22 protein-coding genes and 1 riboswitch are annotated in these 23,572 nt (G+C 55.8%); of the genes, 5 read left to right on the top strand and 17 right to left on the bottom strand.

Going from position 1 to position 23,572, the window contains the following annotated elements:
* Window positions 1–151: 151 nt before the first annotated feature.
* Genes BJJ97_RS13215 through BJJ97_RS13190 form a run of 6 tightly spaced genes read right to left on the bottom strand, consistent with a single transcriptional unit; the run spans window position 152 to window position 6,939 of the window.
* Complete coding sequence (locus BJJ97_RS13215; RefSeq protein ID WP_095994236.1) at window positions 152–961, bottom strand: IucA/IucC family C-terminal-domain containing protein; 810 nt, start codon at window positions 959–961, stop codon at window positions 152–154.
* Window positions 951–1,802, bottom strand: a complete 852-nt coding sequence (locus BJJ97_RS13210) for an ABC transporter ATP-binding protein (protein ID WP_095994235.1) — start codon at window positions 1,800–1,802, stop codon at window positions 951–953. Before BJJ97_RS13210 ends, BJJ97_RS13215 begins: the two co-directional genes overlap by 11 nt.
* 12 nt (window positions 1,803–1,814) lie before the next feature.
* On the bottom strand, window positions 1,815–2,846 hold the full coding sequence (locus BJJ97_RS13205; protein WP_095994234.1) for a FecCD family ABC transporter permease: 1,032 nt from the start codon (window positions 2,844–2,846) through the stop codon (window positions 1,815–1,817).
* Complete coding sequence (locus tag BJJ97_RS13200; RefSeq protein ID WP_095994233.1) at window positions 2,839–3,828, bottom strand: FecCD family ABC transporter permease; 990 nt, start codon at window positions 3,826–3,828, stop codon at window positions 2,839–2,841. Before BJJ97_RS13200 ends, BJJ97_RS13205 begins: the two co-directional genes overlap by 8 nt.
* The gene (locus tag BJJ97_RS13195) at window positions 3,825–4,844 is read right to left on the bottom strand and encodes an ABC transporter substrate-binding protein (protein ID WP_095994232.1); all 1,020 of its coding nucleotides are present in this window, start codon (window positions 4,842–4,844) and stop codon (window positions 3,825–3,827) included. Before BJJ97_RS13195 ends, BJJ97_RS13200 begins: the two co-directional genes overlap by 4 nt.
* A complete protein-coding gene (locus tag BJJ97_RS13190) occupies window positions 4,834–6,939 on the bottom strand; it encodes a TonB-dependent receptor (protein ID WP_095995373.1) in 2,106 nt (701 codons plus the stop codon). Before BJJ97_RS13190 ends, BJJ97_RS13195 begins: the two co-directional genes overlap by 11 nt.
* A gap of 552 nt (window positions 6,940–7,491) precedes the next feature.
* Here BJJ97_RS13190 and hlyD point away from each other — a divergent pair.
* From hlyD to BJJ97_RS13170, 4 genes are read left to right on the top strand one after another with little or no spacing between them, the layout of a single operon-like run.
* Window positions 7,492–8,520 (top strand): secretion protein HlyD, encoded by a 1,029-nt coding sequence (hlyD, locus tag BJJ97_RS13185; RefSeq protein ID WP_095994231.1) that lies wholly within the window; start codon window positions 7,492–7,494, stop codon window positions 8,518–8,520.
* The gene (locus BJJ97_RS13180; protein ID WP_095994230.1) at window positions 8,513–10,255 is read left to right on the top strand and encodes an ATP-binding cassette domain-containing protein; all 1,743 of its coding nucleotides are present in this window, start codon (window positions 8,513–8,515) and stop codon (window positions 10,253–10,255) included. The genes hlyD and BJJ97_RS13180 overlap by 8 nt, the downstream gene beginning before the upstream one ends.
* Window positions 10,248–11,423 (top strand): ABC transporter permease, encoded by a 1,176-nt coding sequence (locus BJJ97_RS13175; protein ID WP_095994229.1) that lies wholly within the window; start codon window positions 10,248–10,250, stop codon window positions 11,421–11,423. The genes BJJ97_RS13180 and BJJ97_RS13175 overlap by 8 nt, the downstream gene beginning before the upstream one ends.
* Before the next feature lie 9 nt (window positions 11,424–11,432).
* Window positions 11,433–12,569, top strand: a complete 1,137-nt coding sequence (locus BJJ97_RS13170) for an ABC transporter permease (protein ID WP_095994228.1) — start codon at window positions 11,433–11,435, stop codon at window positions 12,567–12,569.
* A 72-nt stretch (window positions 12,570–12,641) separates the two neighbouring features.
* On the opposite strand, the gene BJJ97_RS13165 is transcribed toward BJJ97_RS13170, so the two are convergent.
* The 6 genes from BJJ97_RS13165 to moaA form a co-directional block, all read right to left on the bottom strand.
* Window positions 12,642–13,349: a Bax inhibitor-1/YccA family protein gene (locus tag BJJ97_RS13165; protein WP_095699095.1), complete on the bottom strand. Its 708-nt coding sequence runs from the start codon at window positions 13,347–13,349 to the stop codon at window positions 12,642–12,644.
* Window positions 13,350–13,460: 111 nt separating this feature from the next.
* Window positions 13,461–13,913 (bottom strand): molybdopterin synthase catalytic subunit MoaE, encoded by a 453-nt coding sequence (moaE, locus tag BJJ97_RS13160; RefSeq protein ID WP_039512532.1) that lies wholly within the window; start codon window positions 13,911–13,913, stop codon window positions 13,461–13,463.
* 2 nt (window positions 13,914–13,915) lie between these two features.
* Complete coding sequence (moaD, locus tag BJJ97_RS13155; protein WP_010280925.1) at window positions 13,916–14,161, bottom strand: molybdopterin synthase sulfur carrier subunit; 246 nt, start codon at window positions 14,159–14,161, stop codon at window positions 13,916–13,918.
* Window positions 14,158–14,652: a cyclic pyranopterin monophosphate synthase MoaC gene (moaC, locus tag BJJ97_RS13150; RefSeq protein ID WP_095994227.1), complete on the bottom strand. Its 495-nt coding sequence runs from the start codon at window positions 14,650–14,652 to the stop codon at window positions 14,158–14,160. Before moaC ends, moaD begins: the two co-directional genes overlap by 4 nt.
* 18 nt (window positions 14,653–14,670) lie before the next feature.
* Window positions 14,671–15,189, bottom strand: a complete 519-nt coding sequence (gene moaB, locus BJJ97_RS13145) for a molybdenum cofactor biosynthesis protein B (protein ID WP_039316017.1) — start codon at window positions 15,187–15,189, stop codon at window positions 14,671–14,673.
* A 34-nt stretch (window positions 15,190–15,223) separates the two neighbouring features.
* A complete protein-coding gene (gene moaA / locus BJJ97_RS13140; RefSeq protein ID WP_095994226.1) occupies window positions 15,224–16,213 on the bottom strand; it encodes a GTP 3',8-cyclase MoaA in 990 nt (329 codons plus the stop codon).
* Window positions 16,201–16,349, bottom strand: a riboswitch (molybdenum cofactor riboswitch). (Overlaps the previous gene by 13 nt.)
* Window positions 16,350–16,834: 485 nt before the next feature.
* On the opposite strand from moaA, the gene yvcK reads away from it, so the two are divergent.
* On the top strand, window positions 16,835–17,767 hold the full coding sequence (yvcK, locus tag BJJ97_RS13130) for a uridine diphosphate-N-acetylglucosamine-binding protein YvcK (protein ID WP_039484424.1): 933 nt from the start codon (window positions 16,835–16,837) through the stop codon (window positions 17,765–17,767).
* Here yvcK and BJJ97_RS13125 read toward each other — a convergent pair.
* From BJJ97_RS13125 to bioF, 5 genes are all read right to left on the bottom strand, one after another.
* Entirely contained in the window at window positions 17,743–18,174 is a 432-nt protein-coding gene (locus tag BJJ97_RS13125) for a VOC family protein (RefSeq protein ID WP_095994224.1), read from the bottom strand. The two genes, yvcK and BJJ97_RS13125, sit on opposite strands and share 25 nt — an antisense overlap.
* 28 nt (window positions 18,175–18,202) lie before the next feature.
* Window positions 18,203–20,215 carry an excinuclease ABC subunit UvrB gene (gene uvrB, locus BJJ97_RS13120; RefSeq protein WP_095994223.1) on the bottom strand — a complete coding sequence of 671 codons (2,013 nt, stop codon included), beginning with the start codon at window positions 20,213–20,215 and terminating at the stop codon, window positions 18,203–18,205.
* Window positions 20,216–20,993: 778 nt separating this feature from the next.
* A complete protein-coding gene (bioD, locus tag BJJ97_RS13115) occupies window positions 20,994–21,674 on the bottom strand; it encodes a dethiobiotin synthase (protein WP_095994222.1) in 681 nt (226 codons plus the stop codon).
* A complete protein-coding gene (bioC, locus tag BJJ97_RS13110) occupies window positions 21,667–22,428 on the bottom strand; it encodes a malonyl-ACP O-methyltransferase BioC (protein ID WP_095994221.1) in 762 nt (253 codons plus the stop codon). The genes bioD and bioC overlap by 8 nt, the downstream gene beginning before the upstream one ends.
* Window positions 22,409–23,566 carry an 8-amino-7-oxononanoate synthase gene (gene bioF / locus BJJ97_RS13105; protein WP_095994220.1) on the bottom strand — a complete coding sequence of 386 codons (1,158 nt, stop codon included), beginning with the start codon at window positions 23,564–23,566 and terminating at the stop codon, window positions 22,409–22,411. The genes bioC and bioF overlap by 20 nt, the downstream gene beginning before the upstream one ends.
* Between the last annotated feature and the right edge of the window lie 6 nt (window positions 23,567–23,572).

Here is a 23,572-nt window from a genome sequence, read left to right as displayed (position 1 = left end):
ACAACCACGGTGAACGAGCACAACTACGGTGCATGACTGCCGACGATTGTAGCAGAGATTCTATCCCCGTCATACTTCAAGCTACATGTGCGTTGGCTTCTCTTAAATACTCGGCCTACGGGCCGTCGCAAGCGACGTTGAAAAACGTTCCCTACGTTTTTTTAGCGGGGCGCAGTAATGGGCAGTTTTGGCAGTATTCCTGCGGCTGTGACGCCTTGTAATAAAAACAGCAGGTGCGGCGAAAGCGCACGTCACGAAAGCTCACCGAGCGCCCCGCGACGGGAACCCGCGTTTTCGCACGAAAGAACGGTTTCAGCGGATTATCATCACAGCCAAAACGTTCGCCGGGCGCCGCCAGCAAGGCGTCAAAGTCCTGCTGCACCTGCTGTGCCAGCGTCATTCCCGGTGAGCACACCGCCGCCGGATCGTTCCACTCAATGCGCTGTTCGTATAACGAAAACACCCGCACCGCAACGTTTTCCCAAAGGATGCGCAGCGGCGCGCCCGACACCGCCGACAACGTATGCAGGATCGGCGACAGGTGTTGAGCAAACAGCGTGTCGAATAGACTATCGCGCCATGCGTCTCGTTGCTCCAGCTCCGGCAGGGACACGGTGAGATCGTAAAGCGGCATGGTCGATGTCCACAGGCGAGCGTGTCCAAATTCCAGCACGCTGTTATCCAGCGTCATGTTCAGCCCTTTGTTATACACCGACATGGCGTACAGGCTGGCAGCCGTGGTTAAGAAGCCAATGCGCTTCGCCAGCAGCGAGGCGGTAATCTTGATCGACGGCGACAGCAGCGGTGGCGTCAGCGTTTCCAGCAGCCAGCAGCAATAGTCTGGATCCAACACCCTACGGCTCGGGCAACTCTCCTGCCCTGCCCGCTGTGAAGCATCCGTTAATTGCAGCGTGCCGGAGAGCATCGCCCACTGCGGTGCGGTCAGGCGGTTAGCCGACATCGGACGCGGTCTCCGCCGCTTCACGTCCAAACGGAATACACAGCGGCGTGCCGAAGAACGGATCGTCAATGATGCGACAGTTCAGGTTAAACACCGTCTTTACCGTGGCTTCCGTGAGAATGTCGCGCGGGTTGCCCTGCGCAAATACCGTCCGGTTATGTACGGCCACCATGTGATGCGCGTAGCGACACGCCAGATTCAAATCATGCAACACCATAACGATGGTTTTGTGCTGCTGCGCGTTCAGTTCCCGCAACAAATCCAGCACTTCCATCTGATGCGCCAGATCGAGATAGGTCGTCGGTTCATCCAGCAGGACGATGTCGGTATCCTGCGCCAGCGTCATCGCGATCCAGACGCGCTGGCGCTGCCCACCGGACAGCGAATCTACCGCGCGATCCTTTAATGCCAGCACGCCGGTACTGCGCAGCGCCTGAAGCACTTTTTCTTCATCCGTTTCCGACCACTGTTTCAACCACGACTGATGCGGGTAGCGCCCCATCTTCACCAGTTGATAGACCGTCAGGCCTTCCGGCGCGGTCGGCGTTTGCGGAAGAATCGCCAGCGACTTTGCCACCTCAACGGTAGATTGCCGATGAATATCCGCCCCATTGACGATAATCGTCCCGCTCGTGGGTTTCAGCAGGCGGGCAAACGACTTCAATAACGTGCTCTTACCGCAGCCGTTACTGCCCACCAGCACCGAAATTTTCTGAGCGGGCAGCGTGATATCCAGCGCATCAATCACGACCTGCTTTTCGTAACTCAGCGTCAGCGACTGGCTGGCAATCGCCTCGCGGTCAGTGTGGGGGACGCGTGTTGGCTGCACATTCTCTGGCATAATCTTGCGATCTCAATAACGTTGCCGAAGCAATAAATAGATAAAGAAAGGCGTCCCGAGCACGGAGATAAAAATGCCGGCAGGCAGATCCAGCGGTAAGAACGCCGTGCGGCCAATCAAATCGGCCACCATCACCAGTAAACCGCCCGTCAGCGCCGACACCAGCGCCAGTCCGGGGAATGAGCGGCTCGCCAGCTTTTTCGCAATATGCGGGGCCAGCAGGCCGACAAAGGCCATCGCGCCTGCATAGGCAATCGCCGCTCCAGCCAGCGCGACGCTCAGCGTCAGCAGTGCGAGCCGGATGCGCCCGACAGATTGCCCGACACCGCAGGCCAGCGCGTCATCCAGCTCATGCACGTTAACGTGCCGCGCCAGCCCCACCAGAAACGGCGCGCCAAGCAGCAACCAGCCTGCCAGCGCCGACACATGCTGCCACTGTGCGCCATAAATACTGCCCGTCAGCCACACATACGCCGTCAGCGTGGTGCCTATCGGGCTAAACACCAGCATCATGGTCACCGCCGCGCCCATAATGGCGGACAGCCCAACGCCAACCAGCACCAGCCGCAACGGCGATGCACCCTGCTTCCAGGCCAGCAGATAAATCGCGACCGCCGTCACCCATGCCCCACCCATTGCCGCCAGCGGCAGCCAACGCTGGCTTATCGCCGTCGCCAGAAACGAGAGGAAGAACACTGCCGCCGCCGATGCGCCACTGGTAATCCCCAGAATATCCGGCGAGGCCAGCGGATTACGCACAATGCTTTGCAGAATCAAACCCGATATCGCCAGCGCGCCGCCAACCAACAGCGCTAGCAGCGCACGCGGCAAACGCAGGTCGTTGACGATAAAGTCCACGCCGCTGTCTGCTTTTCCCAGTAGCGCTGACATCACCTGCGCGGGAGACAACACCACCTGTCCTAGTGACAGCGACAGGAACACGACGGCGAACAACACCAGCAGGAGCGACAATGCCACCGCAGACGTGCGGCGATCAATCTGACGCGACATCCTTCCCACACGTACGGTATACACCTTAGCCATGCCGCATTCCCCTTCTCGCCAGATAAATGAAGAAGGGCGCGCCCAGCAGCGCGGTCATTGCCCCAACCGGCACTTCCTGCGGCACGATCAGCAGACGCGAAGCAACATCAGCCAGCAGCAGCAGCGTGGCACCGAAAATAGCGCAGCCGGGCAACAGCCAACGGTGATCGGCAGACAGCACGCGACGCACAATATGCGGCACAATCAACCCGACAAAGCCGATATTTCCGGCTATCGCCACCGCGCCACCCGCCAGCCCGATCACACACAGCCCGGATAGCGCACGCACCAACGCGGTTCGCTGCCCCAGACCTTTGGCGATCTCATCGCCCGCCACCAGAATATTCAGGTGACGCGCCAGCAGCAGCGCAAGGAATAGCGCGATAGCAAAGTACGGCAGGAGCGGTAACAGCATCGACAGGCTGCGGCCAGACACCGACCCGGCCAGCCAGAACAGCATGCTGTCCAGCCCGTCCTGATTGATCACCAGCAACGCCTGCGTAAACGAAATAAACAGCGCGCTAATAGCGGCACCGGCCAGCACAATGCGTAAGTGGCTGGAACGGGCGTTGCCCAGCGTTCCCAGCACATACACCATGACGCCAGCCACAGCGGCACCCAGATAGGCCGTCCACGCCAGCGCGATCTGTGAGGAAAAGGTAAACAGGGAAGACAGCAGGACGATGGCAAACATGGCACCGGCGTTAATGCCGAATATCCCCGGCGACGCCAGCGGGTTACGCGTCAACGCCTGCATTAACGCCCCGGCAACCGCAAGGCTGGCACCGACAACGATGGCAATCACCGTCCGCGACAGGCGGGTCGTTAGCACCAGTATGTGATCGATCTGCTGCGGATCGTAATGGAACAGTGAATTGAACACGGCCCCCAACGAAATGGTGGTTTGCCCCAGCATCAGGCTGGCGACGACACTCAGCAGCAGCAATACGACACCCGCTGCCGTCACGATGCTCTGTCTCATCGTGTAGAAATCTCCTCTGCGGCATCGCGCTTTTTACCGGCAGATTCGGCCTTGCCAGCAAACTGCCGTTCGATATCGTCCAGCATATTATTCGCCCCCAAGATACCGCCAGACAGACTCCAGGCCACGTTGTCCACCGGATAAACCTGTTGCTGCTGGGGCGCATGCAGCCGTTGCCAGAGCGGATGCGCCTGCCAATCGCGATAGTTCTGCGCCACCGCAGGCTTGTCTGAACGCAGCAAAACAAAGAACAGATCGGCATCCACCACCGGAATGCTCTCTTTGCTGGTGAGCTTTTGCATCACGCCTGACGTATAGCTTTCCGGCCGCGACCAGACAAAACCGATTTCCGACAGCACCGATCCGGCAAAGCTGGCAGGCAGATAGCTGCGCATATGATCTTCACGGAATTCGAGAATAGACACGCTGAGCGGCCAGCGTTCACCGAACCGCGCTTTCAATCGGTCACGCAGCGCATCCACGCGCCGATCCCAGTGGGCTAAAATCTCGTTCGCTTTCTCTTCCCTGTTCAGCGCCACACCCATCATCTGTATCGTTTCTTTAAATTCCGACACCCTGTCTAGCGCAATCGTCGGCGCAATCTGCGACAGCAGACCGTAGATTTTCTCATGCCGAAACGTAGACGCCACGATGAGGTCAGGCTTGAGTAGCGCGATAGTTTCCAGACTGGGCTGCGTTTCCAGCCCGACCAGCATTACGCCCTGCAAAGCGGGACGCAAGTAGCGATAAATCGGCTTCTCCGTCCACGATTCCACCACGCCAATCGGTTGGATTCCCAGCGCCACGGCGGAATCCGTCGCCCCCTGAAACAGTGTCACGATACGCAGCGGCGTCCCCGTCACCGCAGTTACGCCCAGCGCATGCCGAATCTGACGCGGCGATTCTGCCGCCTGCACTAACGTCACCAGCAGAAAAGACAACAACACGGCCAGCGTAAAACGCTGCCGTGTTGCTGAACTGAGGACAGAATTAAATCGGTTACGCTTAGAAATCAACCGAATAACCCAGCGTTACCGTGCGGCCGCGCCCAGAGAAATAGCGCGTATCGTTAACAAGCCCCGCCTGCGAATAGTAAGTGATGTACTGTTTATCCAGCAGGTTAGCCACCGCCACGTTGAGGCGACCATATGGCAACTTGTAACCCACCGCCGCATCCATCAACAGGTAACCGTCAAACGCCATACCCGCATCGTCAAAACTGCGGCCAAAGGCATAATTCGCCTGCACGAATGAGCTCCATTTATCGTTCCAATTCGCCGACCAACTGGTGATCAGACGATCCGGTGCAATATTCAGGCCGTTGAATTTTGTATCCACTTTGCCATCTTTATTGTCGTCATATTTTCCTTCGCTATGCGCATAAGAGGCATTTACTTTATGCTGCTCGTTGATCTGATAGCCCGCAGTCACTTCAACACCGCGAATCTGAGTGCGCTGGCGTTCGGACAAAAATACGCCACCGCTCTCCGTCACGTTTTCGCCCAGTTTCGATTTGGACTCATAATAACTGGCTTCAAAATCAAACTTATCCCGCTTAAAACGGAACCCCGTCTCTACGTTATCTGTCACAACCGGCTTAAAGCCGTCAAAGTTTTTCAGACTAACACCTGAACGCCTGATGGAACGCAGCGCACGCCCCACATCCGGCATACCAAACCCTTCCGAGTAGTTGGCAAACAAACTCAGCGAGTCCGTCGCCGCATAGACGATACCGGCGTTATACAGCGTTTCATTAAATTTAGGGCTACCGCCTTCTACCGAATGACCACCATAAAATGCCAGCGTTTGGTAACCACCGACGCGCAGCTTGGCGATTTCGTGGCGTACACCCGCATGCAATGTGACGTTATCCAGCAGTTGATATTCACCCTGAATAAACGGTGAATAGTTGGTGTATTCCATCTCCGGCACATAGGTACGCTTGGTCAGGTAAAGATCCTGCTTCCCTTTATCGTACAGCGTATCGAATCCGACGGTGACTTTAAGCGTATCATCCAGCAAGTCGTCTTTAGTCAACGCCAATTTAGTGCCATATTTATTAGCAACGGATCGAGATTGCTCATACAGCATCCCGCTGGGCGCTATCGCAGGGTCTTGAAACGTATTCGAGTTCGTTGCGCCAAATAGCGCCTCATAGCGCTGATTAAATACCAGCGCGGACAGTTTCATTCCTGCAAGATCATGATTTTCGTAAGTAAAGCCGGTCGTCCATATGCTGTTATGTGGCGCTTCACCCGGCGGTGTGCCGCGCACTGACGTCGTCGGGATACCCTGAGCACGAATACCGGGGACACTCAGGTAACTATTTTCACCTTTGATGTTATAGCGGTTTACACTCAGTTGAATGCGCTGATAGTCATCCAGCCAGTAGCCGACTTTCGCTAACAGGTCGTAAGAACGGGAGTCCATGGTATCGCCCTGCGTGTTATCCACGCCGACGGGACGATTGTTACCGTCCAGATACAGTCCCTGATTCTCATAACCAATCGCGAATAGGTAGTCGAGATAGTCTTCACGCCCATCGAGCCGATAGGTGGTTTTATAGCTGGCGGTTTCACCGCGAATCTTTTCCGTCGGAATCGTGGTCTGTACGTTGACGTGCTGGTTAAATGAGCCGTTTTCCGGTCGGCGGGTAATAATATTAATCACGCCCCCCGTTGCGCCCATGCCGTTGGTGGCATTCGCGCCATGGATCACTTCGATACGCTCGACCATCGAGTAATCTATGGTGTGCATCTCACGCCCGGTCGGACGTAACGGGTTGGACTGGGGAATGCCGTCGATCATCACCAGAGCGGCACGGCCGCGGAAGGTTTCACCGCTGCCGCTCATTTTCTGACGGCTGGGAGAGAACGAAGGCAGCAGATTGCTGAGAATTTGTGACGAGTCGGAGGTGACCTGCATCTGCTGCTCGATTTGCTCTTTGGTAATCACCGTGACCACCTGCGGCGCTTTCTGCTGCTGGATATTCGAGCGTGAGGCGGTAATCACCATCTCATCGCCACTCGCCTCACCCTTTTTGGTCGTGTCATCCTGTGCATACGCCGGAGCAATCAGCACGCATGGCATCAATGCGAGTAAAGTGCGCATCTGGTTCACTGTCCTTCCCCTTTGGTTATGTATCCAACCGTCAATAAAAGTCACCGCCTGTGACGAGGTGCTTATCTGGGAACAGGCACGTCGTGGCAGGCAAAAAAATGCCAAAATGCTTCGTCTCACGCGAAACATCTTGGCGGGTGATGATCCGTTCAGGCATTGAACACAGGTTTTTTCACTCTCTACGCCGCGTCAGTGCTGTCAGATCACTATGTCAGTACCAATACATATGTAATTGCTAATAACAATTATTATCATTCAATGAAACAAATTACAATATTGCTACATTTCTAATGTTTTTATTTAAAATCAAATACATAAAAACAACGCAAGCGGAGGTGTCTGAAAGTGCCGGCCAAATGCAATGTATTTTTGTGAACTCGATCACTCTAAATCGCCATAAACCCCTGTAACCCGTCATATGATTAATAGCTTCCAGAAATAAGAGACGACGCGTCCTCTGAACGGCCTGCGGGATCGCTACCGCTGACAAGCCAACCGCTGATAAGTAAGGAACTATTCTTTATAAACAAGGAACTATGCGTGATGAACAAGAGAAAACTGGCGTTCGCTGCCCTCGTTCTTGTCCTGCTCGGTGCGGGTTATGGCTTTTATCACCACCAGCAACAGCAGGAAAAACCGTTAACGCTCTACGGCAATGTGGATATCCGCACCGTCAATCTGGCCTTCCGCGTCGGCGGCAGAGTGGCCGAGCTGCACGTTGATGAAGGCGATGCTGTGCAGGCAGGACAATCGCTGGCAACTCTGGACGCCGCACCTTATCTGAACGCACAACATCAGGCACAGGCGAACCTCGCCAGCGCGCAGGCACAGCTTCAACTGTCGCAGGAAGGCTACCGACAGGAAGAGATCGCGCAGGTGCGATCTCAGGTTGCACAGAGTCAGGCAGCCTATGATTACACCAACAGCTTCTACCAGCGTCAGCAAGGGCTGTGGGACAAACGCGCGATTTCCGCCAACATGCTCGACGACGCCAGAACGTCACGTAATCAGGCGCTTGCAACACTACAGGCCGCGAAAGACAAGCTGAGCCAGTTCGAAAGCGGTAACCGACCGCAGGAAATTGCCGCCGCGCAGGCGGCGGTGGCACAGGCCGAAGCCGGACTGGCGCAGGCGGAGCTGAATAAACAGGATGCCGAACTGCTGGCACCGTCTCCCGGCGTGATCCTCACCCGCGCCGCCGAAAAAGGCAGCATGCTGGCGGCGGGCAGTACCGTTTTCACCCTTTCACTCACTCGCCCAGTTTGGGTACGCGCCTACGTGAGCGAGAAAGATCTCGGGCGTGTCGTGCCCGGTAGCCAGATGCTGATTTACACCGATGGCCGCCCCAATCAGCCCTATCATGGCAAAGTCGGCTTTGTCTCACCTAGCGCCGAATTCACACCGAAAAGCGTCGAAACGGAAGATCTCCGCACCGATTTGGTTTATCGCCTGCGCATTGTCGTTAACGATCCCGATGATGGCTTACGGCAAGGGATGCCGGTCACGCTACGTTTTGAAGACGCAAGCACCGAGGATGCCAATCGCGCTCACGAGCCCGTTCGCCATGACTAATTCTCCCGCGCAGATCGCGTTGGACGGGCTGGAAAAACGCTTTACTGGACAGGATAAACCCGCGCTTGCCAGCCTCACCGCCGAGATACACAGCGGTGCGGTTACCGGATTGGTTGGCCCCGACGGCGCGGGTAAAACCACCCTGCTGCGCATGCTGGCCGGATTATTAACCCCCAGTAACGGAACACTGCGCGTGGCGAATCTGGATCCCATCAAAGAAGATCGTCAGCTGCATGCCATTTTGGGCTATATGCCGCAAAAATTCGGGCTGTATGAAGACCTGACGGTGATGGAAAACCTGACGCTGTATGCCGACTTGCGCGGTATCACCGGCGAAGTACGCAGAGAAACGTTCGCGCGCCTGCTGTCATTTACCGATCTGACCCGCTTTACCGACAGGCTAGCAGGCAAGCTGTCCGGCGGCATGAAACAGAAGCTGGGGCTGGCCTGTACACTGCTGGGGCAGCCTAAGATACTCCTGCTGGATGAGCCGGGCGTGGGCGTCGACCCGATCTCTCGCCGCGAACTGTGGCACATGGTGCACGAACTGGCCGACGACGGTATGTTGATCCTGTGGAGCACGTCTTATCTTGATGAGGCGGAACAGTGTCGGGATGTGCTGCTGCTGAACGAAGGTGAGCTGCTGTATCGCGGTGCGCCGCGCGATCTGACCGCACGCATGGCCGGACGCTGTATCCTGATGGATACTGGAACGCGCCGACATCGGGATGTGTTACAGGAAGCGCTGCGTCTGCCACAGGTCAGTGACGGTGTGATTCAGGGGCAATATGTCAGGCTGATGCTAAAACCCGATGCGGATCGCGCATCACTGCTCTCCGCCTTGAATCTGGGAGCAGACAGCCTGCATGACACCGATCCGCGCTTTGAAGATGCCTTTATCGACCTGCTGGGCGGCGGCCCGGCCAGTGATTCATCGCTGGCGAGCATCATGCCGCAGATTGACGTTAGCGGCGGTGAAACGGTAATTGAAGCCCAGGCGCTGACGAAAAAATTTGGCGATTTCGCGGCAACCGATCACGTCAGTTTTCAGGTGAAGCGAGGCGAAATCTTCGGCCTGCTCGGCCCGAACGGCGCGGGAAAATCGACCACCTTCAAGATGATGTGCGGCCTACTGGTACCGACTGACGGCAAAGCGCTGGTGCTCGACATGGATTTGAAAACCAGCTCCGGTAAAGCCCGCCAGCATTTGGGTTACATGGCGCAAAAGTTCTCGCTCTACGGCAACCTGACCGTCGAACAGAACCTGCGCTTTTTCTCCGGCGTCTATGGACTCAAGGGCAAGGCACAGCGCGATAAAATGGCCGGAATGACCGACGCCTTCAATTTCCAGCCCATTTATCGCCAAACGCCGGACGCCCTGCCCTTGGGGTTCAAGCAGCGGCTGGCGCTAGCCTGTGCGCTGATGCACGAACCCGACATTCTGTTTCTCGACGAACCAACCTCCGGCGTCGATCCGCTGACCCGGCGCGAGTTCTGGATACATATCAACGGTATGGTCAACCGTGGCGTCACGGTGATGGTCACCACGCACTTCATGGACGAAGCCGAATACTGCGATCGTATCGGGCTGGTGTACCGCGGCAAGCTGATCGCCAGCGGCACGCCGGACGAACTGAAGCATCAGGCGGCCAGCACACAGACGCCATCACCGACGATGGAGGAAGCGTTTATTGCGCTGATTCAGGCGTACGACGGGGAGGCGGAGCATGGCTGAACAGAATAGGTCAGAGCAAGATAAAACGAGCCAGCATGGCAGCACGCATTTTTCCACGCGTCGCCTGCGGGCGCTGTGCCTGAAAGAAACCCGCCAAATTTTGCGCGACCCCAGTAGCGGGCTGATTGCGTTCGTCATTCCGCTGCTGTTGCTGTTTATCTTTGGCTACGGCATCAATCTGGATTCCAGCCGCCTACACGTCGGTATCCTGATGGAACAGCAGAGCGAAGACGCGCGCGATCTGGCGAATACCTTCGCGGCGTCGCCGTTTATCGAGCCGACCATCAGCAATAATCGTCAGTACCTGATTCAACAGATGCAGGCCGGCAGCATTCGCGGGCTGATCGTCATCCCCACCGACTTTGCCGAACGGCTGGCGCGGCCGGGCGATCGTGCACCGATCCAGGTCATTACCGACGGTAGCGAACCCAACACGGCGAATTTTGTGCAGGGATACGCAGAAGGCATCTGGCTGCTGTGGCAACAGCAGCGGGCGGAAGATCGCGGCGAGACGTTCGAGCAGCTTTTCGACGTGCAATCGCGCTACTGGTTTAATCCGGCCGCCATCAGCCAGCATTTCATCATCCCCGGCGCGATCACCATCATCATGACGGTGATTGGTGCCATCCTCACCTCGCTGGTGATTGCCCGCGAGTGGGAGCGCGGGACGATGGAGGCGCTGCTCTCTACGCAGGTCACCCGTGCCGAGCTGCTGCTGTCCAAACTCATCCCTTATTACTTTCTTGGGATGGTCGCCATGACGCTGTGTATTCTGGTCTCCACCTTCATTATGCAGGTGCCCTATCGCGGTTCACTGATTTTGCTGTTTGTTATTAGCAGCCTGTTTCTTGCCAGCACGCTGGGCATGGGGCTGCTGATCTCCACCCTCACCCGCAACCAGTTCAACGCTGCGATGGTGGCGCTGAATGCGGCATTCCTGCCGGCCATCATGCTGTCCGGCTTTATTTTTGAAATCGACAGCATGCCGGAATTTGTCCGCGGCGTGTCGTACATCATCCCGGCGCGCTATTTTGTCAGCACGCTGCAAACGCTGTTTCTCGCGGGGAATATCGGTACGGTGCTGATGACTAACCTGCTGTTTCTCATTCTCTCCGCGCTGGTCTTTATTGGTCTGACGGCCTGGCAAACCCGTCGCAGGCTGGATTAGGGAGCGACTATGCTGCATCGTCTGTGGACGTTGATTATTAAGGAGCTGCAATCGCTGCTGCGCGATCCGCAAACGCGCTCCATTCTGGTGCTGCCCGTTATCCTTCAGGTTTCGCTGTTTCCTTTCGCCGCGACGCTCGACGTCACCAATGCGACTATTGCGATTTACAGCGAAGACAGCGGCCCTCACTCGGTAGAACTGACACAGCGCTTTGCCAAGGCCAAGTCCTTTTCCCACGTGCTGATGCTGCATAATTCGCAGGATATTGCACCGACGCTGGACAATCAGCACGCGCTTCTCATTCTGCGTTTCCCCCCGCAGTTCTCGCGCGATATCGCCAGCGGGAACAGCGCATCGCTCCAGCTTATTCTGGACGGCAGACGTTCCAACAGCGCGCAGATCGCCGCCAACGCCGTGCAGCACATCGTGCGTGATTATCAGTTGGCATTGCTAGCAGCCAGGCCGGCTCAAAGCGGCGTGAATCAGAACACGTCCAATCCAAACAACAGCGAGCTGGTAGTACGCCACTGGTATAACCCGAATCTGGACTACAAATGGTTTGTCGTGCCGTCGCTGATTGCCATGATCGCCACCATCGGCGTGCTGATTGTCACGGCGCTCTCTGTGGCACGCGAGCGGGAACAGGGTACGCTGGAACAGCTGCTGGTTTCGCCGCTATCCACCAGCCAGATATTTATTGGCAAAGCGGTACCCGCGCTGATTGTCGCCACGTTTCAGGCCACGATCGTGCTGCTGGCAGGCATACTGATTTTCCATATCCCTTTCGCCGGATCGCTGCTGCTGTTTTACACCACGATGCTTATCTATGGCCTGTCGCTGGTGGGTTTCGGTCTGCTGATTTCTTCACTCTGCTCAACGCAGCAACAGGCGTTTATCGGCGTGTTCGTCTTCCTGATGCCCGCGATTCTGCTTTCAGGCTATGTGTCACCGGTTGAGAACATGCCGATCTGGCTGCAGCACATCACCTGGGTTAACCCAATTCGTCACTTCACCGACATCACTAAGCAGATTTACCTCAAGGATGCGGATTTCAGCATTATCTGGGGCAGTCTATGGCCGCTGTTCATCATCACGCTGACCACCGGCTCGGCAGCCTACGCCATTTTTAGACGGAATATCGCGTAATAACAGGTAAGAGGGAAAGATAGGTAGGAAGCTATCTGGCGCAGGGAGTCGCGCCAGATAGATGAGCAAGAATTAACGACGATTACCGAAAATACGCAGCAGCATCAGGAACAGGTTGATGAAGTCGAGGTACAGCGTCAACGCGCCCACGATGGAGTATTTACGGAAGCTGTCTTTGTCATCAACAGACAGCTGCTCGCCGATATTTTTCAGCTTCTGGGTGTCATACGCGGTCAGACCGACAAACACCACAACACCGATATAGGTCACAGCCCACATCAACGCTTCGCTTTTCAGCCACAGGTTCACCAGCGAGGCCAGCACAATTCCGATCAGCGCCATGAACAGCATGCTGCCAAAGCCGCTCAAATCACGCTTCGTAGTGTAGCCGTACAGGCTCATCGCTCCGAACATCCCCGCCGTAATAACAAAGGTGCTGGCGATGGATTCACCGGAGTACATGATGAAAATGCTAGAGAGCGTCAGGCCCGTCAGCGCGGAATAGAGCATAAACAGCGATGTGGCGACCGTACCGCTCAGGCGCTGTACCATGCCGGAAATCACGAAGACCAGCCCCAGTTGGGCAATGATCAGACCGAAGAACGTAATCTGGCTGGAGAAAACAAAATTCAGTACGGCGGGCGTATTCGCCGCGTACCAGGAGACGAACGCCGTCAGCAGCAGGCCGCAGGTCATCCAGCCATAAACCTGTGCCATATAGGCCTGGAGACCCGTCTGCGAGCGTTCAACAATCGAACCCGAGCGTGGATATCTGTCCATGATGTTACCTTTGCATAAAGTTATCTGATTAACGCGGCGCGAACCGCCCGTTTGAGGATCGAGATTAAATATTCTCTCCCCACCATCCTTTTATCCTAACACAGAAATGGACTACCAGCGTTGCGCGGCCTGCTTATCACTGTCGCGTGATTCCACCCAGCGTTCACCTTCCGGCGTCGCTTCGCGCTTCCAGAATGGCGCGCGGGTTTTCAGGTAATCCATAATAAATTGGGCGGCATCAAACGCCGCGCTGCGGTGAGCGGCACTGACACCAACGAACACAATTTCATCGCCCGGATAGAGTGCGCCCACCCGATGAATCACGCTCACACGCGGCAGTTCCCAGCGCTCGCGAGCCAGTTCAACAATCTCCGCCAGCGCCTTTTCCGTCATGCCGGGGTAATGTTCCAGCGTCAACGCGCTGACGTTTTTCGCCAGATTGTGATTACGCACCTTACCGGTGAACGTCACGACCGCGCCGTCTTCATCACACTGCGCCAGCCACTGATATTCATCCCCTACGTTGAAGTTCTCTTCGCCGACCAGAATACGCGTCTCTGCCACGATCAACCTCCCGTTACCGGTGGGAAAAACGCCACTTCATCGCCGTCCTGTAGCGGGTGGGTCAGCTCAACCAGCGACTGGTTCACCGCGGCCAACAGCTTGCCCGACTCCAGCGCCAGCGCCCAACGTGCACCGCGTTGGCATAGCGCCTGCCGGACGTCCTCTACGGTGGCATATTCGGCAGGCAGCGACAGGCTGTCTGTCTCGATCAGTTCACGGACTTGTGCAAAAAACAGAATCTTGATCATGCTCCCTCCACGGTAAAGTCGCCGGATTTGCCGCCGCTTTTCGCCAGCAGACGCACTGGACCAATCACCATGTCTTTCTGCACGGCTTTGCACATGTCATAGATAGTCAGCGCAGCGACAGAGGCCGCTGTCAGCGCTTCCATCTCCACGCCAGTTTTCCCCGTCAGGCGACACACGGATTCAATACGAACCCGATTGTGCTCCGGCTGTGCTTCCAGCTCGACAGCAACTTTGCTCAGCAGCAGCGGATGACAAAGCGGAATCAGTTCCCAGGTGCGTTTCGCCGCCTGAATCCCAGCGATGCGCGCGGTGGCGAACACATCGCCCTTGTGGTGGCTGCCGGCAATAATCATCGCCAGCGTCTGCGGTGCCATTTCAACGAAGGCTTCCGCGCGCGCTTCGCGCACGGTTTCAACTTTGGCGGACACATCCACCATCGCGGCTTCGCCAGCGGCGTTAATGTGGGTCAATTGTGGCTTAGATGATGACATAGTGAGTAAGGCTTACCGTTAAGAGGATTTTTTCACGTGCGGATAAAAATTGCACGGCTTCTGGCGCGCATCCAGCTGTTCCTGAATGATGCGTTCCCATGCGGTTCGACAGGCACGAGTCGAACCCGGCATGGCGAAAATCACCGTCTGGTTAGCCAGACCGGCAAGCGCGCGGGATTGCAGCGTCGCCGTACCAATATCTTCGTACGACACCATGCGAAACAGCTCGCCGAAACCTTCAATTTCCCGGTCGAACAAGACGCCAATGGCTTCCGGCACCACATCCCCTGCGGTAAAGCCAGTCCCGCCATTAATCAGAATGCCCTGTACCTCGTCGCTGGCAATCCACGCCGAGACCCGCGCCCGAATCTGGTACAGGTTCTCTTTCACGATAGCGCTGTCGACAATACGGTGCCCCGCAGACTGCGCCGCTTCGCGCAGATAGTCGCCGGAGGTGTCATCTTCCGCCGTACGGCGTTCGGAAACGGTCAGAACCGCAAGATTGAGCGAAACAAATTCGCTGCTGACTTTGCTCATGTCAGGCTCCTTTAAGAATCAGTGATGTCGCGGATTAACCGCCGATAAATGACAGGTTTTGCGTGATGCCGCTATTCCCTTCATGCAGGAAGTGAGTCTGCTTTTTCGCCGACAGCCCGCCCGAGATACGCATTTTCAAATCATCGAGGTGACGATCGTCAGCCAGTAAATCGCGCAGCGGAATACCCTGTTCGCCAAAGAGACACAGATGGAGATTCCCCACGGCAGAAACCCGCAGGCGGTTGCAGCTCAGGCAGAAATCTTTCTCATACGGCATAATCAGCCCGATTTCGCCCTGATAGTCAGGATGGCTGAACACCTGTGCAGGACCGTCGCTGCGTGCGCGTTGTTGTTGCTGCCAGCCTTGTCGCAACAGTTGCTGGCGGATCACCTCGCCGGAAACGTGGTGACGGCGGAACATGTCGCCCCCTTCCCCCGTTTCCATCAGTTCAATAAAGCGTAGTTGAATCGGGCGGTGTTTAATCCAGTCGAGGAAGGTTTGCAGGCTGCCCGCGTTCACATCACGCATCAGCACCGTGTTAACTTTGACCTTGGCAAAGCCACAGTCAAAGGCGGCGTCGATGCCGTCCATCACCTGCCGGAATTTGTCCTGCCCGGTAATCGCGTGAAACTGGCGTGCATCCAGACTGTCCACGCTCACGTTCAGCGCCGTTAGCCCCGCATCACGCCACTGTGCGGCATCCCGTGCAAGGCGATAGCCGTTGGTGGTGACCGCCAGCGTACGAATCGCGGGGTTTTCACGGATGGCAGCAATGATATCGACAAAGTCACGGCGCAAAGACGGTTCACCGCCGGTGAGACGGACTTTTTCCGTCCCTAATTCGGCAAACGCGCGGCTGACGCGACGAATTTCATCGAGTGATAAAAAGCGATGCGGATTGGTGCCATTGGCCTGATAACCATCTGGCAGACAGTAGGTACAGCGAAAATTGCAGACGTCTGTGATAGACAGACGCAAATAGTAGAACTTGCGCGCAAACGCATCAGTCAGTTGACTCACCATAAACACCTTTCCAAATACGGGAGATGCAGGCATTTCTGCCTCGCACCCTGGTGACCGCGAAGGTCACGGCCAGGGCACCGTATCACGCGCAATAAGCGCATCACTTAGGCACCAAGGCTAGGAGTTTGATTCCTATCAGTTATCCGTTAAACCGCAGCGAGATAACCGGTCAAGAATCGTGATTTCATTAAGCAGTCTACTGCGAAAAAGCACAGTCAACCACTCTCAAAATCGATATATAAATAAATATATAACGAATTTTCAATATCTTATGGTGTACAGCATACGGAAAAATACGCGGCAGAAATTGTCTCAGGTCATGCCTACGTGAGGATTTTTCGCGTTTTAAGGTGAAATCAGCTACCTTAGCGACAATTCTTATACCCTAAATAATTCGAGTTTCAGGCAGGCGGCAAGAGAAGGCATCCCGATGAGCTTACTCAGGTAAGTGATTCGGGTGACAAATCTGCCGGGAGCAGATTTGAACGCTGCTTGCAGCGGCCCTTCAGGGCGAGGCCCACGATGGGCCGAGTATTTGAACGCAGCCAACGCACATGCAACTTGAAGTATGACGGGTATACACGTTATTCATATTCCTCTGGCTCATTCATAAGGTTTTCTATGCGCAATCGCACGTTGGCCGACCTCGACAGGGTTGTCGCACTCGGAGGCGGACACGGTTTAGGTCGTGTGATGTCTTCGCTCTCTTCCCTGGGTTCACGGCTAACCGGCATTGTCACGACGACAGATAACGGTGGTTCGACTGGCCGCATCCGTCGCTCTGAAGGAGGCATTGCCTGGGGCGATACCCGCAATTGCCTGAATCAACTTATTACGACGCCCAGCGTGGCATCCGCGATGTTTGAGTATCGGTTTAACGGTAACGGTGAACTTGCTGGGCACAATCTGGGTAACCTGATGCTAAAAGCGCTCGATCACCTGAGCGTGCGGCCGCTGGAAGCCATTAACCTGCTCCGTAACCTGCTCAAAGTGGATGCCTTTTTAATTCCGATGTCCGAGCATCCTGTCGATTTGATGGCAATTGATGAACAGGGCAACCCCGTTTATGGTGAAGTCGAGATCGATCAGCTGGCAGCCTTGCCGCAGGATTTGATGCTGTACCCGACGGTGCCGGCCACGCGCGAGGCGATTGATGCCATCGCAAAAGCCGACCTGATTTTGATTGGTCCCGGCAGCTTTCTGACCAGCCTGATGCCGCTACTGCTGCTGGAAGATCTGACACAGGCACTCCGCCGCACGCCCGCTCCTATGGTGTACATCGGCAATCTGGGCAATGAGCAGAGCAACCCCGCCGCCCGTCTGACGCTGGTGGAGAAGCTATCCTGGATTGAACACAAGGTAGGGAAACCCGTGGTTGATGCCGCGATCGTCGGTCCAAAAGTCGATATCAGCCAGATTGGCGACCGGCTGGTCGTACAGCAGGCACTGGCCGCAGAAGATGTTCCTCACCATCACGACCGTGAGTTACTGCGCCAGGCCATCGATCGTGCGCTACAGCTGTTGGGCTCTCAATCCCGCAGCCACGGCGTATAAGTTACACCAATCAGAATGCCTTCGGGACTCAGGAAACGCGTGACCTGCTGTCCCCAAGGCTCAAGACGGTTTTCCACCAGTAACACATAGCCTTGCGCTTTCAGCGTGCTGGTCGCCTCCACCATGTCAGCCACTTCGAACTCCAGCCAGCTTTGCGGTTCAGGAAGATCCGCAGGCCAACTTTCGTGCCCGAAACAGGACTCACTAGCCTGCGACAGCGGCCACAGCGCGAAATGCTTCACGCCATCTATCTCGTCGCTCACCAGATAGTCGCTCCCTTCCGCAACAGGCTTCAGCGGCAACTTCAGCGTATCGACATAGAGCGCATGGCTGGCAGAAAGGGATTTCACGATCGGCCCGAAACCCGCCACAAACAGCACTTCTACTCCCGGTATAGTCTGATCCATCATTGATCCTCAGCGAGTGCTTGCATCGTTAGGATACGGCGATAAATTGTGCGCGCAGTGCGTGTACTTCATCGCGCAGAGCGGCCGCCTCTTCAAATTCAAGGTTCTGCGCGTGCGTCAACATCTTGCTTTCCAACTCGCGGATTTTCAGCTCCAGCGCCTTCGGCGTCATGAGTTCATAACCTGCTGCTGGCTCTGCCGCTTTACGACTGCCACGCCCTTTACCTTTGTTCGTCGGCTTACCGAGTTGCAGGATATCGGAGATCTTCTTATTGATTCCCTGCGGCACAATCCCGTGTTCGGTGTTGTAGGCTTCCTGCTTCTCGCGGCGACGCTCCGTTTCACCAATCGCTTTCGCCATCGACGCCGTAATCCTGTCGCCGTAGAGAATGGCTTTGCCACGCAGGTTACGTGCCGCACGCCCAATCGTCTGGATCAGGGAACGTTCAGAACGCAGGAAACCCTCTTTATCGGCATCCAGAATCGCCACCAGCGACACTTCAGGCATATCCAGCCCTTCACGCAGCAGGTTGATCCCCACCAGCACGTCGAACTCGCCAAGACGTAAATCACGGATGATTTCCACACGTTCGACGGTATCGATATCCGAGTGCAGATAACGTACCCGCTCGCCGTGTTCTTCCAGATATTCAGTGAGATCTTCCGCCATTCGCTTGGTCAGCGTGGTTACCAGTACCCGTTCATTAATTGCAGCACGCAGGCGAATTTCGGAAAGCAGATCGTCCACCTGGGTTGCGACAGGTCGTACTTCGATGATCGGATCGAGCAGCCCGGTGGGACGCACCACCTGATCGATCACGTCACCGCCCGATTTTTCCAACTCATAGTTACCCGGCGTCGCAGATACATAGATCGTCTGTGGAGCCAGTGCTTCAAATTCTTCAAATTTCATCGGTCGGTTATCCAGCGCTGAAGGCAGCCGGAAACCGTATTCGACCAGCGTCTCTTTACGCGCGCGGTCGCCGCGATACATACCGCCGATCTGAGGCACGGTGACGTGGGATTCGTCAATGACCAGCAGCCCGTCCGCAGGCAGATAGTCAAACAGCGTCGGTGGCGACTCGCCAGGGCCGCGACCGGAAAGGTAGCGTGAGTAATTTTCGATACCGGAGCAGTAACCCAGTTCGTTCATCATCTCCAGATCAAACTGCGTGCGCTGGCTCAATCGCTGCTCTTCCACCAGTTTGTCATTGGCCAGCAGCACCCTTTTACGGTCGACCAGTTCAACCTTGATCTCTTCCATCGCCTGCAAAATACGCTCACGCGGCGTGACGTAGTGCGTTTTTGGATAGATGGTATAGCGCGGCACCGTCTGGAGGACGTGGCCCGTCAGCGGGTCAAACAGCGACAACCGCTCGACTTCCTCATCGAACAGTTCAACACGCAGCGCGATTTCGTCAGATTCCGCAGGGAAGATATCGATCACCTCACCGCGCACGCGGAACGTACCGCGCTGAAACGACTGATCGTTGCGGGCATACTGCAATTCGGCCAGACGTCGCAAAATAGCGCGCTGGTCAATCAGCATCCCCTGCGTCAGGTGCAGCATCATTTTCAGATAGAGATCGGGATCGCCCAGACCATAGATCGCGGATACCGAGGCCACGACGATCACATCGCGCCGCTCCAGCAGCGCTTTTGTTGCAGAAAGACGCATCTGTTCGATATGTTCGTTAACCGACGCATCTTTTTCAATAAAGGTGTCCGAGCTTGGAACGTAGGCTTCTGGCTGATAATAGTCGTAGTACGAGACGAAGTACTCGACGGCATTATCAGGAAAGAATTCTTTCATTTCGCCATACAGCTGGGCTGCCAGCGTTTTATTCGGTGCCAACATCATCGTCGGCCGATTGAGGTCGGCAATTACGTTGGCGATCGTGAACGTCTTACCTGAGCCCGTCACCCCAAGCAGCGTTTGGTGCGCTAACCCGTCTTCCAGACCCTCTTTTAAACGACGAATGGCCTCAGGCTGATCGCCTGCCGGTTTAAAGTCGGAATTCAGTGTAAATACTTTACTCATCGTTAAGCACGCTACTTATCGTTATTACCCATCGCGCAATGCGACGTTCGTGGGTGGATGCTCGGAACTTGATTTTGAATGCCAATGACATTTTGAATGCCAATGACGAAATTCGCCACCGCAATGATACTGGATATAAAAACAGCATCAAGGAAATTATCGCTGGATTGGATGATTAATCGACAAATGAATTTGCTAGCACATTCATATTCAATCTACCAGATAAAATCATCATGATTTATCCCCAGATTTGGTAAAAATGTAACATACGGGGATGACCGGTGACGTTAATTTATGCAACTACGCCCCATTGATGTTCAAGACGCTTGATTTTACTTAAGCATATGATAATAAATAGATTAGCAAAACCGTGGAGAATAGCGTCAACCTGGCGACAGGCCGCGCCAGCTCTCGGTTAGGCCGTGTTGTCTATCCATAATTCACATAGTTATCCACAGAAATGGTGGATAACTCCCACAACCCCGCATCAGCACTGAGTTAGAGAAATACCCGCTTCATTCGCGATCCCCCCTGATATGGATTTTCTTCACACTCTTTCTGTGATTTATCGCATAAGTATTAGACGGAAAAAGACTAAAAACAGCAGAGGGCTAAATTGCAACAATTCAGGCATGGCGGGGAGTTAGGGGAAAACTCAAGAAGGTTTTAGCTATTAATCGGCATAAAAATGTAGGTTTTACAGTCGTGAAACAAACGGTGGTAAAAAACAACAAAAACCGTTGCTTGATTAGACGCAGGCGAAGGGTTGCTAAAATGATTACTCCGCTAATAACCCAATATCAATATACTGCCCCAAATCATGCAACTGAAGATCCGATATATAAGGAATTTCGCCCAGCATCGGCGCGGGTAGGTGCTGTTGCAGCGTTTGCAGATACGGCTGGTGCCATTTTCCGGGTGGCGTGATGTCATTAGCAATCCAGCCGCCAAGGCGCAGGCCCGCGTGTTGAATCGCGTGGGCCGTTAGCATCGCGTGGTTGATACACCCCAGCTTGATGCCGACCACCAAAATCACGGGAAGCTGCTCCTGAACCACCCAGTCGGCAAACGTATCTTGCTCTGACAACGGCGTAAACCACCCGCCAGCGCCTTCGACCAGCAGCCAATCCGCCTGCGTTTCTAATGCCCGTAGCCCTGCGGACAACGCTGGGAGATGGATAGGCCGCAGTTCCACCGCACTGATAATGTGCGGTGACGTCGGTTCCATAAACGCCAGCGGGTTCACCGCCTGATACTCCAGCCGGACACTGCTATTAGCTTGAAGCGCCAGCGCATCGCTGTTGCGAATGCCATCGGCCGTCATTTCACAGCCGGACGCCACAGGTTTATAGCCTGCGGTACGATATCCAGCCTGATTAGCAGCCTGAAGTAACGCCGTACTCGCGACCGTTTTCCCAACCTCGGTATCCGTGCCCGTCACAAACCAGCGCTCAATCACGATAAATCACTCCATAAACCAATTGATAGCTGAGCGGGTAGCCGCCCTGTTCTTGCGGATAGTGGGCAGACAGCGCCGCCAGACGTGCCCGGCTCAATAGCCCCGGCGTACGCCCTTCGTGCAGCCAGGTCGCGCCAATCCCCTTCAGAGATTTCATCAACGTCAATACATCAGGGAAAAGGCAGACCTCACGTTCTTGTACTAAATGATGTCGATAAGGCTGACAGGCCGCGTCGATAGCGGAGAGCGGCAGAAAGCGATTGGTCCGCTGCGTGCCGTCCAGCCGCTGCCACGCCTGTGATAGTTCGCTTAAGGAGCCGTCCGCCAGCGTCGCAAACGCAATCACGCCCCCCGGCCGCGTAACCCGATACAGCTCGGCCAACGCACGCGGTAACGAATCACACCACTGCACGGCCAGATTGCTATAGCTGATGTCTACACAGCCATCCGCCAGCGGCAGGTTTTCGATATCCCCTTCCTGATAGCAGTCTGCTGCGTCCAGTTCACGGGCATACGCCAGCATGTCTACCGACAAATCCAGCGCGGTCACATAGTTACCCGCCTGACGCCAGTGGCGGCTAAAATGCCCGGTTCCGCACCCCGCATCCAGCACCTGTAGACCGCTGTGTGGCGGCATCAGCGCTAGCAGGCGTTCTCCGCTAGTACGTTGCAGCTCGGCAAAGCGATCGTAACACCCCGCAGCTCGCCCAAACGCCTGCGCAATCGCCTGCTTGTTATAGTTTTCTGTCAGCATGGTGCAATACCGTAAGCAAGCGACTGATATCATCCGGCTGATGTTCCGCCGTCAGCGTAATCCGCAGACGCGCGCTGCCGACAGGCACTGTCGGCGGGCGCATCGCACTGACCCACACGCCCTGTTCACGCAGTTGGCTCATCAGCGCCATTGCCCGCGCGTTCTCACCAACAATCAGCGGCTGAATCGCGCTCTGTGAATCCATCAGTTGATAGGAGGAGTTGGAAAAGCCCGCGCGAAACTGGGCGATGTTGCGTCGTAGCGCATCACGCCGCGCGTCGCCCTGTCGGACACCGTTGACCGCCGCGCTCAGCGCACAGGCCTGTGCGGCAGGCATCGAAGTGCTGTAAATCAAATGACGAGCGAATTGCAGGAAGTACTCGGCCAACGGTTCGGCGCACAGTACCGCCGCGCCGCTCACACCGAACGCCTTACCAAACGTGACAATCAGCAGTTCAGGCTTGACGCCCTGCTGCCAACAGCTGCCGCGACCTTCATCACCCAGCACGCCAATCCCGTGTGCATCGTCCACCATCAGCCAGGCATCGTGCGCTCGGCACAGGGCTTGTAGCGCCGACAGCGGCGCGGTATCGCCATCCATGCTGAAAACGCCTTCGGTCACCACCAGCGTCTGACCATCCGCAGGCTTTTCCAGCAGCGCTTGCAGGCTATCGACCTGATTGTGTTTAAAACGGCGCAGCGTCGCGGGCGACTGTGCAGCTGCTTCCAGCAGCGAAGCGTGGCTGAGTTTATCGGCGAAAATACGGTCTTCCGCCTGTGCCAGCGCGGCCACCACCGCCTGATTCGCGGCATAGCCGGAAATAAACAGCAGCGCACGCGGATAGCCCAGCCAGTCGGCAAGCTGATCTTCCAGCGCGGCATGGGCATCGGTATACCCCGTCACATGCCCGGAACCGCCGCTGCCAATACCGTATTGCTCAGCGCCCTGCTGCCAGGCGCGCACAATCTCTGGGTGGTGGCTCAGCCCCAGATAGTCGTTGCTGGAAAAATTCAGGTAGCCGCGATCGCCCTGCATCAGCCAGCGCCCGCTACCGCCTTGATTCACCCGTCGCACACGGTAAGCATCATCGCGCTGGCGTTGTACCAGCGCGGCGTCAATACGTTGCTGCCAGCTCATGATGCA

Source organism: Pectobacterium polaris (genome assembly GCF_002307355.1).
Classification (GTDB): Bacteria; Pseudomonadota; Gammaproteobacteria; order Enterobacterales; family Enterobacteriaceae; genus Pectobacterium; species Pectobacterium polare.
The sequence above is the reverse complement of the archived record's forward strand: the minus strand, read 5'-3'. Positions and strand labels throughout refer to the sequence as shown.